The organism is Aestuariispira insulae, from assembly GCF_003385955.1.
GTDB classification, from domain to species: Bacteria; Pseudomonadota; Alphaproteobacteria; order UBA8366; family Aestuariispiraceae; genus Aestuariispira; species Aestuariispira insulae.
Map to the genome: position 1 here is coordinate 41,585 of NZ_QRDW01000013.1, position 12,360 is coordinate 53,944.

A 12,360-nucleotide genomic window follows, 5' to 3' on the forward strand; every position below is an offset into this window, starting at 1 on the left:
AGGAGGTCTTCTCACAAAGCGGGCAGCAAAGCCATTTATATCGATAGTATATCTGTATGGATGCCCGCGAAAACACTATGGGGCATCCGAGGAAGAGGGGCTAAATCAGGAATAGGCTGCTCAAAGCCTCGGCCAGATCATCAGCAAAAGACGGCCCCTTGTGAATGACCGGCACCCGATCCGGCAGGAAAGCCAGATAATCATCATTCGGATCCAGACTGGTAATCAAGGCACACGGCACATTGCGCGTGGCCGGCATGGCAATCAACGCCGCCGCCAGATCAATCCCCGACAATTCCGGCATGACTGCCGATATGATCACCATATCCGGCTGGGTCCGGACAATCATCGGCAGCGCCTCAAACGCCGATGTGCAGGTGGACACCCGATAACCGCAGGCCTGCATCTCCCGTTCGACAAAATGGGTCCCAGTGCCATGCAGCATAACCAACAGGACCTCCACATCGCGCACCTCAATCGCCCCGGCATCAAGGCGCACCTTGGCCGGTAACCCCCGCACCAGCAAGGTTGCATCAGCATCCTGGTCAGTCCGGCCGTCGACCACATCTACCATGGCGTCAATGAATTTCTGGATGTCATCGATGATGGCGAGCGGCGGTTTTTTCACATTGGCCAGGAAATCTTCGAGACGATGCGCGATCAACCCCAGTTGCCAGAGACCAAAATTTGAGGCGCTGCCGCGAAACCGCAAGGCCATTTCCCGCACCGTCTTGATCAGGTCGGCCAGTTCGCCCTCGCCACGGCGTATTTCGGTCATTTGAAGATCTATGGATTGTAGCCGGTCGCGCGCCTCATCCGCGAATTCAACGCGCAGCACATCCGCGATCTCGCTCACCTCACCGGCATATTTTCCATCATGCACCATTTGATCCGTCACCCCGTGTTATTCCGGGCAATCCCATTATCCCGAAAAGCCGTTAAAGATCCCTGAAGTATCGGGAGTGTAACGCAGCCTTTCAGTTTTGACAGATTTCCGCTTTCTGTCAGTCGCCCAACTGTAGGTGAATATGGTCATCATGCCGCGCGGCATTGCAACCCTGAAACCGGACAACCCCTCCCGAGATACCCCATTTTTTTTGCAACGACGGCTCCAGGAAAATCTTTTCAAGCCCATGCGCCTCTCCAGCTGCCAACAGCCAGTTCAACGCTGCCTTAGTCCGGTCTAGATCAACAGAAAGACCCCGGTTGTACTGCTGAAACCATGCCATATCCCAGCGCGGAGAATGCCAAGGGCGCTGTGCCGGGCAGAGCAAATGATCAGGTGCTGCCGCAAAAGCCCAATATCCGACCGGCGATGCGCTAACACCGGGCAGATACCCTTTGTCATCGCGGTAATAGAAAGCGAGATCCAGCTTGCGGCCATCATCATGACTCAGATGGGGAAACAGCGGAAAACCGTCAAAGAACGGGAAGTTTGCATCCAGTCCCAGGGTGATGGTCCCTGGAAATTCCCGGTTCATATGGATGGCCAGATCGAGAATCATCGACCGGACTTCCGGCCGGACGTAATTCCGGTTCAACAAACAGTAAATCGGCGATTGCATCCGGAATTCCCGCTGCTCACCCTCCAGGCAGGGCAATGGCACGCGGCCGTAAACGGGTGCCATTTCACGCGCCGCAAATAATGCCCCGACATAGAGTGTCAGGAACAAAACCACCCGCCAGAATTGGCGGGGCAGGAAGCGCCGGATATTGAAGGTTAGCGCCCATGCCAACAGATAGACCAGCCCGCCAATCTGGGTCAGCAGGGTCAGGGCCAGAAAAACCGCCGCATGGATCAAAAATCCCAACCATTTCATGGCACCAAACTCCCACTGGAATGTGGCATAAATATGAGGGCAATTGATGCCAATAGTTCTTAAACGGGCCTTTGCCCGTGGGCCCATTCCTCAGCCACATCAAAAAACGCCTGCACCACCCGGCGACGCAGATTAGGCCTCAGGCAAAACAGCTTTTCAGGATGGTTTTCCGGGGCTTCCAGAATGGGCACTCGGCGCACTTTTTCCTGGCGCTTGCTGGCGGCGGAAAGCATGAACCCAACCCCCATGCCTTCGGCGACCGCCTCATAAACGGCTTCACGGGTTTCCAGGGATACCATCGGCTCCAAACGCAATCCCGCCCGCGCCAGACAATCATCGACCGTCCTTTGCGTAATTGACGCCCCATTGCGGAAAATCACAGGATAATCAGCTAACTCCCGAAAACTGACACTTGCCTGTTGCGCCAGCGGATGATGTTCCGGCACCAGGCAGTCCAGCCGTTGATCAATGAGGTGCACCATATGCAGCTTCTCATCTTCCGGTGGGTTGGTCAGGATCGCCAAATCGGCCTGGCGCTCAAAAATCGCACTAGTCACCCGCCCCCAATTGCCGAAACGCACATCCAGACGGACCTGTGGATAAAGCCGATTAAACTCAGACAGCAGCTCCACACAAAGCGACGGCGCACCGGAAACAATGCGCAATTCTCCGGTTTTCAACTCCGCCGATTCCCCCAGGATATGATCGATCACCTCTTCCTGCTCATCCAGGCTGGCGGTCTCACGATAAAGCTGCCGGCCGAGCTTGGTCAGGCGCACGCCGGTATTGGACCGTTCAAACAGCATCACTCCATAGGATTTTTCCAGGGTGCGGATCTGCGCGGTGATTGCCGGCTGAGTCACCCCCAGCCGATTGGCCGCCGCGGAAATATTGGAGAGCCTGGCTACCGCATTGAAGGCCCGGATCTGGGAATAATTAAACTTGGCCATAACTGCCCAATCCCGCTTGCTGACCACCAGGATGATGCAAAATCCAATGGCGGTATAAGAAATTCTTAGAATGATAAGTCAAACTGAAACGAATATTGATATAAGAAAGACAGGAAGAGAAGGCAAATCCGGAACCGAACCATGTTGAAATTCATCCATCTGACCGATACCCATCTGGTGGGGCAAGGAGTCCGCCTCTATGGCCTGGATCCGCATCAGCGCCTGAAACAGGCACTGGCGGATATCAATAAACATCACGGGGATGCCCATTCCATCGTGATTACCGGGGATCTCACCAATTGGGGCGGGGAAGACGAATATCAGGCCCTGGCCGATGCCCTGGCGTTATCGCGCCTGCCGGTTCGCTTAATCCTTGGCAATCATGATCATCGCGCCCGGTTCCGAAATGCCTTTCCAGACGCCATGGCTGATGAAAACGGCTATGTCCAAGACGTGACAGACACAGATTTCGGCCGGATGATTTTTCTGGATACCCTGATGGAAGGCACTCATGCGGGCTGGCTCTGCGAAGAAAGACTCAATTGGCTTGGTGCGCGCCTGAAAGAAACCGGCGGGCCGGTCTATCTCTTCATGCACCATCCCCCCTTTGATATCGGCATGCCCGGCATGGACCAATATGGCTTGATCCAGAAGGAGGAATTTAAAGCGGTGATCCATCCGTACAAATCCCGCATCCGTCAGATTTTCTTCGGCCATATCCACCGGCCAATTCACGGCGAATGGCTCGGCATCCCGTTCAGCACCCTGCGCGGCACCAACCATCAGGTCTGGATGGATCTGGAAGGGCGGGCCGATGGCAACCTGCCCATGTCCTACGAGCGGCCGGCTTATGGCGTGGTTCTCATAGATCAGACAATCACCCTGATACACGAGCATGACTATCTCTATGATGACGAGATTTACCTGGGCGACCCGCCGGAAGGGCTGAGCGAATATGACTATGCCACCACCGGGTTCGATCACCATGAATGACAATCAACCGAGCCCCATGGGCATAAGACCCGACAAGCTTGAGGATTACCGTCTTCTCCTGGACCGTCAGGAACGCATCCTGTGTGACTTGGACGGTTGCCTGATCCAGGACGGAAAAGCCATAGACGGTGCTGCGGCATTGGTGGATCGTTACCGCCAGAAATTCCGCATTCTTTCCAATAATTCTACCGACACGCCGCAAACTCTGGCCCGAAAGCTGGACGGTTATGGCATTGAGATCGATCCGGTCCAGATCATCCTGGCCGGTAGCGCTGCCGTAGATCTGTTGGCAAAGGATTATCCAGGTGCGCGCATTTTATTGCTGGCCAGCCCGGCCATTGAAGATTACGCAAAAAAACAAGGGTTGAGACCAATTGCACCTGCCGATGCCGATGAATTGCCGGACTTGGTGCTGATCTGCCGGGATACCGCCTTCAGCTATGAAAGTGTGCAGACAGTGATCGAACTGGTCAGCCGGGGCATTCCTTATTACGCCGCCAATCCGGATTTGACCCATCCCGGCAGGGACGGCCTGCCAGTCATTGAAACCGGCCTGATCCTGCAGATGGTACAGATGGCAACCGCCCTGAAACCAAAAGCCGTAATCGGTAAACCGGAACCGGATTTATTCCTGGCCGCGTTGGAAAATGTAGCACCGGCCAATGCGGTCATGATCGGCGACAATCTCCGCACGGATATGGAGGGGGCAACCCGCCTGCGCATGCCCAACATCCGGGTCAGCCCCAACCTCACCGTCGGCTGTCTTCTCTAGCCGCCCCTGTCAGCGGTCAGGGTCGACTACCACGCCGCCTAGCGACACCATCATCCCATCAAGCGCGCCATAAGCATGCACCATCCGCCAGGTCAGCAATTTCTGCGCATATTTCAGCATCACCGGTGCATAAGCCGGATCACCGGCAAGATTCCTGGTCTCATCCGGGTCCTCAACCAAATCATAAAGAATGGCTGTAAGGCCGCTGAAATGTATGTATTTATAGTGTTCATCCCGGATCCATAATGCCGCGCATTGATCCGAACGCAGGCCAAACTTCCGTTCCGCCTTCTTGGTGATCACATTGCGGAAATCAATCTGGCCGCAGGCATGATCGCGCCAGCCATCAGCCTCTACCCCTTTGAGGAATGGCACCAGGGAACGCCCGTCACATTGATGCGGAATTTCAAGGCCGCAGAGATCCAGGATCGTCGGCATGATATCCACAGCCTCGGTGAAGTGATCCACCTGCACGCCCCGGGCAGCACGCCGCCCGCCCTTGATCATCAGCGGGATATGGAAGCTCTTTTCGAAAATGCTGGCCTTGCCCAAAAGCCCGTGATCGCCCATCTGCTCGCCATGGTCCGAGGTCAGGATAATGGTGGTATCTTCGTAAATCCCTTTCTCTTTGAGGGATTGAACAAGGCGTCCGATATGATGATCCACCTCCGTGATCAGGGCCAGATAGGTTGCCTTGATCTGCTGGAAATCCTCTTCCGTCAGGTCACGCAGGGGCCGGTCCTCGACCCCTTTCAGGAAATTCGACAGGCTGACATATTCCTGGAAGAAACCGATAGCCGGATGCTGCGCCCGTTCATCGGCCACCGTCTTCGCGCCAACTGGCTTTGGCAGCGTCACATCCCTATAAAGGTCACAATAAGGCTCCGGCGCGATAAAAGGCGGATGAGGGCGAAGGAAACTGGCATGCACAAAAAACGGGGCATCGCCTGCAAATTCCAGATGATCGATCACCTTATCCATCAACCAGGCGGTCTCGCTATCCTCGGCTTTGAACACCGAAGGCTGGGCGGAAAGCCCCTTGCCGTCATCAGGGTTTGCCGGCGCGTAAATGCCATAGCCCGGTTCCGTCACATCATAGCCCATGCGCTTCAAATAAGCCGCCCAGTCCAGGCTATGTTCCGGAAAGGCCTGTGCCACGGTAAAACCCGGTAGCGGCCCTTCATAGGTGGTCAGGCTCGGATCATCGGGCGGCAGATAGCGCGGATCGGGTGTGGTATCCGTATAGCCAAACAACATCGGGTCATAGCCCGCCTTGCGCATTTCCAACGCAATATTGGTGAAAGATGCGTCCAACGGCGTACCATTGGTGATCATCCGGTGATTGGTCGGATACATACCCGTCAGCAGGCTGGCCCGCGACGGCCCGCAAGGTACCGCATTATTGTAATGTTTCCGGAACAGAACCCCATCAGCGGCCAGCGCATCCATATGCGGCGTCTTCACAGCAGGATGGCCCATGCAGGCCAGACTATCCGCCCGCGTCTGGTCGATGGTGATCAACAATACCCGTTTCATCTGGAATATCCTTTTGCCTGTCGCGCCCCGTTATGCCGTGATTTGGTGTCAGATATTTGACAAGGCCCGGAAACAATATTTCTTACCATGATCCGACGCGATCAAGGTATCAACATTGCGACCTTTTGAACCGATAGACAAAAGCCCGGACCGGCGCAATCGTCTCTTTTCCCGACAGTCCAATTTCTATCGCAACCATAATCAATATTTTTGTAACTAATTATACTGCCTCAAAAAATCACATTTCAGCAATGAAATCCCATTGACGGTGAGAATGATTCTCAATATTAACAACTACCGGAAGTAAACGATCTGCCAAGATTTTAAAGAGGAGGTTACTTTGTCTTCCGTTGAGCTTATGGCCGTCGATGATCTACGGCCTACAGAATGGATCAAGAAACGCCGTGCGGCGCGCTTGGCCCATACAATAGAATCGTCCGGTATCTGGCGATGTCCGATCTGCATTGAAGCGGAAAGCCTGTTTGTCATGGATGGTCATCATCGGCTGGAGGTGGCAAAAATGCTGGGTCTGTTGCGGGTGCCGGTGCTGCGCCTCAGCTATAACGATATTCCAGTGATCAGCCGAAAAAGCGGTTTCAACGTCACCCCGGACCAACTGCGGGAACGCGCAGCCAAAGGTCTGCTCTATCCCTACAAAACCACCCGGCATCTGTTTCCAGCAGGGCTTGTCGCCTGCCAGGTCCCAATCACCCTTCTTCGCCAGCCAGCCGACACCATCCGGCAAGCCGCCTAATCCACATCACAAAATTCGACCAGAATTATTCAAACCGTTTGCTGCGCCCAGAACATAGAAAAATGCGGGCCGTGACCGGTTGAGGGGACAATGTTGAGTTTTCCATTAAAAAGCCCAGAGGTATGCCATGTTGGCCTTGGAAGAAAACACACTCGCCCCTCACTATCCTGTTGAAGCACCGGTCCCTCAGACCGTTGCCCTCTATGAACTGGACCGGTCTGAAAAAGCCGCGATCGAACGATTGATCGACATGCTGGCCCCCCGGTTTTCCATGGTGGAAAGTTCGGATTTTGCCGAGGAATGCGCCATTCATGCCCAGGAACTGCCCATTGGCCTGCGGCGCTTCCTGTATCATTTCAAAACCTTGCAGTTACGCAAGGGAACCGCTCTGATCCGGGGTTATCAGATGCAGGATCACCGCATCGGTGACACCCCGTCCCATTGGGACATGCCCTGGGAAAACCCCAAGGTTCTGCGCGAAGAAATCTATCAATGCTTGATCACCGCCCTGGTGGGCGACATCTTCGGTTGGGTCACCCAGGAAAATGGCCGCTTCATGCGCCATATCGTACCGATCAAGAAAGATGCCTATGAACAACTGGGCGCGGGCAGTGCGGTCGATCTGGTCTGGCATAATGAAGAGGCCTTCCATGAGCGGCGCGCCACCTTCCTCTCGCTGCTTTGTTACCGCAATGAGGAACAGGCCCGGACCATTACCTGTTCCATCGATGATTTCGAGCTTGATCCCAGCCAGGAAAACCTCCTGCGCCAGAAGCGTTTTGTCATCCAGCCGGACAAGGCCCACCTGCCGGAGCAGAATGACAGCCAGCATTGGCAGCTGAGTGACGAGCAATTCTCCCTGATTAAATCCCATATGGAAAACCCGCCAGTGATTCCGGCCATCTACGGTCCCGCCTGGGAACGTTTCATCCAGGTGGACCAGGCCTTTATGGAGGTGGTGGACAATGACCCCGCCACAAAGGCGGCCATCGACGGGCTTTATGAGAAATTCGACCGGCATAAGGCTGAAATCGTCATGCAGCCGGGCGATCTTGTCATCATCGACAATGACAAAGCTGTTCACGGCCGCTCGAAATACAAGCCCAATTACGGCCCCCGCCAGCGTTGGATCCGCCGGGTGAATGTCACCGCAGATATCCGCAAGACCCAGGATTACCGCGCCAATACGCGTTCGCGACAGCTTTATTGATCGCGCTGTCAGAATTCCCAAACAAAAATCAAAGAGGCTTACCCCATGACCACTGTTGTCATCCCCGAAGACCTGCATAAAGCAGACGATCTCGATCATTCCGTCACCCTGCTCAGCCGCGAGGATATTGCCAAGATCGCGCTCGACCACAAAACCCTGCTCTCCACCATTGAAACGGCCCTTGGTGATCTTGGTCGCGGCCAGGCGTTGAACCCGACCAAGATCGAAATGGAATCCCCAGGCCAGAAAGCCATGGCTTATGCCATGCTGGGCGCGCAAAGCGACCCCGCAACGGTGGGCATGAAACTGTCTTACAAATTCTTCGGTGGGCCCAAGCGCCAGATGCAGCGCTATTACACCACCCTGCTGATATTTGATGATGCCACCGGCCAACCGCTGGCTTTGGCGGATTGTTCCTGGATCACCGCCGCCAGGACTCCCGCCGTATCCGCGCTGATGGCAAGGGCCGCCATGCCCCGCCATGCGAAAAAAGCCTTGATCGTCGGGTCGGGCATGCAAGCGCAATATGCCGGCCCGATGCTGCTGGAAGCGATTCCACAGCTGGAGGAAATCGCCCTTTTTGGCCGCTATGAAACCGGTTTGGAAAAGGCTCAGGCCTTTTTCACTCAATGCCATCCGGGCCAAAGCCTGAAAATCGCACCGGATCTGGAAATGGCGGCCCGCGAGGCCGACATCCTCATCGGGGTTTCCGGCCCGGCCTCCCTGGATCAGGTCCAGGCCGATTGGCTGAAACCCGGCGCGCTGAGCCTGTTGGTTGGATATGGGTTAAACGCAGATTGCTTCCACAAGGCTGATTACCGGATCGCCACATCGGAAGAACAGATGCACGTGACCGGCACCGATTTCGCGCTGCCTGACGGTTCTTTCCCCAAGATCAATGCGGAACTGCCGGATATCCTGGCTGGGAACAAACCAGCGCGGATCCATGATGAACAGAAGGTCTTTGCCTATAACAGCGGCCTGGTGATCACCGATGTGGCCGTTGGCCGCGCGCTTTACAACGCCGCTGTGGCGCAGGGCCTGGGACGGAAGATTTCCTTATGGTAAATCTGGCGCAATCAAGCCCAGCGGAGGGAGAGCCTCTCTCCCTCCCCGCCCAGATTGATCCGCGGATCACCCGGCTGCTCCGGGAGACAGGCTTTATCCGGGCCCTGAAATCGGGCTTTGGCGGACCGGTCCATTTGCTCTTCCCGGAAATTTTCAGGGACACCATTTCCCGCTTCGAAGACGTGCTGGACCAGCGAGCCCTTCACTATCATCTGATGTTCGCCAAGAAGGCCAACAAGGCCGAAAGCTTTGTCCAGGAAAGCGCCCTGGCCGGGATTGGCCTGGATGCAGCGACTGTGGAAGAAGCCGCCAATGCCATGGCCAACGGGATCCGTCCCGACCATATCGGCATCAGCGGTCCGGCCAAAAGTGATATCCTGCTGGCGCTGGCCGCCCAGCAGGGATTTCTCATCGCCCTAGACAGTCCGGATGAACTGGACCGGGCCTCGTTTATCGCCAGGCGGGTTGGCAGGCCGCTGCGCGCGCTCATAAGGCTGACTCCCGAAAGCCAGGAAAAATCCCGTTTCGGCATCGCCGCCGCTCGGCTGTCCCTTATGCTGGACAGACTGGATGATGGGATTCAACTGGAAGGCTTGTCTTTCCATCTATCCGGCTATTCCATCCCGGAACGTGCCGAGGCGGCTTTTACCACAGCCCGGTTGCTTCTAAAACTCCGGCAGGATTTCCCAAACTGCCGCAAACTTGATATCGGCGGCGGATTGCCGGTTTCCTACTGTCGTGAAACTGACTGGCAGACCTTCCTGGATCGGGAACAGCCCGGGGATTTCCACGGCAACAAACGTTTCTCAGGCTATTACCCCTACCACCAGCCCCATGATGGCCCATCCGCCCTGGCCGCCATCCTCGATACAAAGCCGTCCGGTCAAACCCATAGCCTGGCCGCGCTTTTGAAAGAAACCGGGATCGAGCTATTGCTGGAACCGGGCCGGGCGCTGCTCGACCAGGCTGGGATCACGCTATTCTCTGTCCAGGGCGTCAAGGATCGGGGCGATTACGGCATCATCACCGCCGATGGCACCAGCTTTAGCCTGTCCGAACAATGGTTCGACAGTGAGTTTCTGCCCGACCCGCTGCTGCTGCCTGCCAGACCAGAGGCGCCATCACCGTACCCGGCCTCGATCGGGGGTGTCAGTTGCCTGGATTCCGACATGCTGACCTGGCGCAAAATTTCCTTTCCGCAAAAACCACGGCGCGGCGACATCCTCTGTTACCCGAACACCGCCGGTTATCAAATGGATTCCAACGAAAGCGAATTTCACGGACTGCCCCTGCCCCGGAAAATTGCCGTGGGACTGAATGCACCGGATTTCACCTGGTGCCTGGATGAAACCTATTGTGCCGCCACCGCCGGCATCGACATTCAAGGATGAGATTAATCATGGAACACCAAACCCTGCCAAACCGACCGGCCATCGTGTATCATTACACCCATACGGTCGGATACACCCCGTTGATGCAATTGCCAACGAATGGCTATGACGCTTCACTGTTTTTAAAACTGGAACCGTTCAACCCCATGGGGAATATGAAATTCCGCATGGCGCTCTCGATGGTGGATGCCGCAGAGCGTGACGGATTGTTAAAACCCGGCGGGCGGATCATTGAATCCACCTCCGGCAATACGGGTCTCGGCCTGGCCACCATTGCCGCCGAGCGGGGCTACCGCTTCACCGCCATTGTCGATTCCCATGCCGCCAAGGACAAGCTGCGGGCCATGAAGGCCCTTGGCGCTGAATTGATCTTTGTTGATGAGGGGTGCGACGGAGAAGAGCTATCCACCGCCGCGCGTGAGGAATTGGCGGAAACACTGGCCAAAGAAGACCCAGAAGCCTTCTGGACCGAACAGCATAACAATCCGGCCAATAATGATGGCTACACCGCTCTTGCGGAAGAATTGATCGCCGCATTGGGACCTAATATCTCTAGTCTGGTGGCCGCTGTTGGTACCGGCGGTTCATCCTGTGGCACTGCAAGGATACTAAAGCGGCGCATCCCCGAACTAAAAATGATCGGCGTTGAGCCGGTTGGGTCTATCGCGTTTGGCGGTCCTGGCGGCGCTTATTACCAATCGGGTACCGGCACCCCGGAAGGTGCCGAGATCGGCGAATGCGTAGATTTCTCCCTGATCGACAAAGGGGTCAAGGTCGGTGATGTGGAGGCCTTTGCCACCGCGCGTTATCTGGCCCGCCGGTTCGGTGTTTTAATCGGCGGTTCTGCCGGTGGCGCGGTCTATGCCGCCATTGACGCGATCCGGAAAGAAGAACTGACCGGTTGCATCACGGTGATTATTCCCGATGGCGGCGAAAAATATCTCGACACTATTTTCGATGATGACTGGATGGCCGCACGCGGCCTGACCAATGACAGTCTGTTCGACGAGCTCGATCGTTTCTTCCCGCCCCGATGACCGATCTTGGCGAATTATTCCGCTGCCAGCGTAACCCCGGGGGCATCCCGTCCCCGGGACCGCTCACCCAGGAAAGCAAGTACCCCCCGGTCAAGCCTGCGGAAACTGCCTTCCACCGCAAACACGGTCTGCAGCAAATCCGTCTCCGCCAGTGCAGCGGGCGATCCTTCAAACCGGAGATGTCCGTTTTCCATCAGGAAAATCCGGTCGCCAAACATCAGTGCATGGCTGATTTCATGCAGGGATATCAGAACCGTTAGGGCGCGATTGCGGCTCAAATCCTGCAACAGCTCCAGAACCTCCAGCTGATGGCCGATATCCAGATAAGTGGTTGGCTCATCCAACAGCACGATTTGTGTCTGCTGGGCAAGGGCGGCAGCAATCCAAACCCTTTGCCGCTCACCACCCGATAAGCCAGCCACGGACCGTGCACGAAACGCCGTCAAACCAGTCTGTTCCAGAGCCCAATCGACCGCATCCCGATCCTCTCCCCGCATCCCGCCCAGCAAACCCCGATGGGCAAAGCGTCCCTGTTCGACCAACTGTGCAACCGTCATATTTTCCGGCACGACCGGAGCCTGGGGCAGAAAGGAAATCTGACGCGCCAGCTTTCGGCGCGGCCATTGGCCGATCGGCTTGTTGTCCAGCTGAACCTCACCACTGACCGGCTTTAGCAAACCTGCCGCGGTGCGCAGCAGAGTGCTTTTCCCACACCCGTTCGGGCCAATCAGAACATTGATCGCCCCCGGGCTCAGTGCCAAAGAAAGCCCTTTGAGCACCTTTTGCTCTCCGTATCCGGCAACCAGGGCATCACAGGTGATTGTCATGG

12 protein-coding genes are annotated in these 12,360 nt (G+C 56.0%); 7 read left to right on the plus strand and 5 right to left on the minus strand.

Going from position 1 to position 12,360, the window contains the following annotated elements:
- Nucleotides 1-100: 100 nt before the first annotated feature.
- The 3 genes from DFP90_RS20115 to DFP90_RS20125 all read right to left on the minus strand — a co-directional run bounded on the left by DFP90_RS20115 (nucleotide 101) and on the right by DFP90_RS20125 (nucleotide 2,770).
- Entirely contained in the window at nucleotides 101-898 is a 798-nt protein-coding gene (locus tag DFP90_RS20115) for an Hpt domain-containing protein (RefSeq protein WP_245957132.1), read from the minus strand.
- 106 nt (nucleotides 899-1,004) lie between these two features.
- Nucleotides 1,005-1,820: a hypothetical protein gene (locus tag DFP90_RS20120; protein WP_115938830.1), complete on the minus strand. Its 816-nt coding sequence runs from the start codon at nucleotides 1,818-1,820 to the stop codon at nucleotides 1,005-1,007.
- Between the two features lie 59 nt (nucleotides 1,821-1,879).
- Nucleotides 1,880-2,770 carry a LysR substrate-binding domain-containing protein gene (locus DFP90_RS20125; protein ID WP_115938832.1) on the minus strand — a complete coding sequence of 297 codons (891 nt, stop codon included), beginning with the start codon at nucleotides 2,768-2,770 and terminating at the stop codon, nucleotides 1,880-1,882.
- A 141-nt stretch (nucleotides 2,771-2,911) separates the two neighbouring features.
- Between DFP90_RS20125 and DFP90_RS20130 the strand changes: the two genes are divergently transcribed.
- Nucleotides 2,912-3,763, plus strand: coding sequence for a phosphodiesterase (locus tag DFP90_RS20130; RefSeq protein ID WP_115938834.1), 852 nt, complete (start codon nucleotides 2,912-2,914; stop codon nucleotides 3,761-3,763).
- Complete coding sequence (locus DFP90_RS20135) at nucleotides 3,756-4,535, plus strand: HAD-IIA family hydrolase (RefSeq protein ID WP_181905478.1); 780 nt, start codon at nucleotides 3,756-3,758, stop codon at nucleotides 4,533-4,535. Before DFP90_RS20130 ends, DFP90_RS20135 begins: the two co-directional genes overlap by 8 nt.
- Before the next feature lie 9 nt (nucleotides 4,536-4,544).
- Here DFP90_RS20135 and DFP90_RS20140 read toward each other — a convergent pair whose 3' ends face one another.
- Nucleotides 4,545-6,071, minus strand: coding sequence for an alkaline phosphatase family protein (locus DFP90_RS20140; protein WP_115938838.1), 1,527 nt, complete (start codon nucleotides 6,069-6,071; stop codon nucleotides 4,545-4,547).
- 340 nt (nucleotides 6,072-6,411) lie between these two features.
- Between DFP90_RS20140 and DFP90_RS20145 the strand changes: the two genes are divergently transcribed.
- From DFP90_RS20145 to DFP90_RS20165, 5 genes are all read left to right on the plus strand, one after another.
- Nucleotides 6,412-6,825: a ParB N-terminal domain-containing protein gene (locus DFP90_RS20145; RefSeq protein ID WP_147301074.1), complete on the plus strand. Its 414-nt coding sequence runs from the start codon at nucleotides 6,412-6,414 to the stop codon at nucleotides 6,823-6,825.
- A gap of 127 nt (nucleotides 6,826-6,952) precedes the next feature.
- A complete protein-coding gene (locus DFP90_RS20150) occupies nucleotides 6,953-8,035 on the plus strand; it encodes a TauD/TfdA family dioxygenase (RefSeq protein WP_115938842.1) in 1,083 nt (360 codons plus the stop codon).
- 45 nt (nucleotides 8,036-8,080) lie between these two features.
- On the plus strand, nucleotides 8,081-9,103 hold the full coding sequence (locus tag DFP90_RS20155) for an ornithine cyclodeaminase family protein (RefSeq protein WP_115938844.1): 1,023 nt from the start codon (nucleotides 8,081-8,083) through the stop codon (nucleotides 9,101-9,103).
- Nucleotides 9,097-10,494, plus strand: a complete 1,398-nt coding sequence (locus DFP90_RS20160; protein ID WP_115938846.1) for an alanine racemase — start codon at nucleotides 9,097-9,099, stop codon at nucleotides 10,492-10,494. The genes DFP90_RS20155 and DFP90_RS20160 overlap by 7 nt, the downstream gene beginning before the upstream one ends.
- Nucleotides 10,495-10,502: 8 nt before the next feature.
- Nucleotides 10,503-11,531, plus strand: a complete 1,029-nt coding sequence (locus DFP90_RS20165; RefSeq protein WP_218044755.1) for a PLP-dependent cysteine synthase family protein — start codon at nucleotides 10,503-10,505, stop codon at nucleotides 11,529-11,531.
- A 14-nt stretch (nucleotides 11,532-11,545) separates the two neighbouring features.
- Here the strand turns inward: DFP90_RS20165 and DFP90_RS20170 are convergent, their stop codons facing one another.
- Nucleotides 11,546-12,358: an ABC transporter ATP-binding protein gene (locus tag DFP90_RS20170; RefSeq protein WP_218044756.1), complete on the minus strand. Its 813-nt coding sequence runs from the start codon at nucleotides 12,356-12,358 to the stop codon at nucleotides 11,546-11,548.
- Nucleotides 12,359-12,360: the final 2 nt, after the last annotated feature.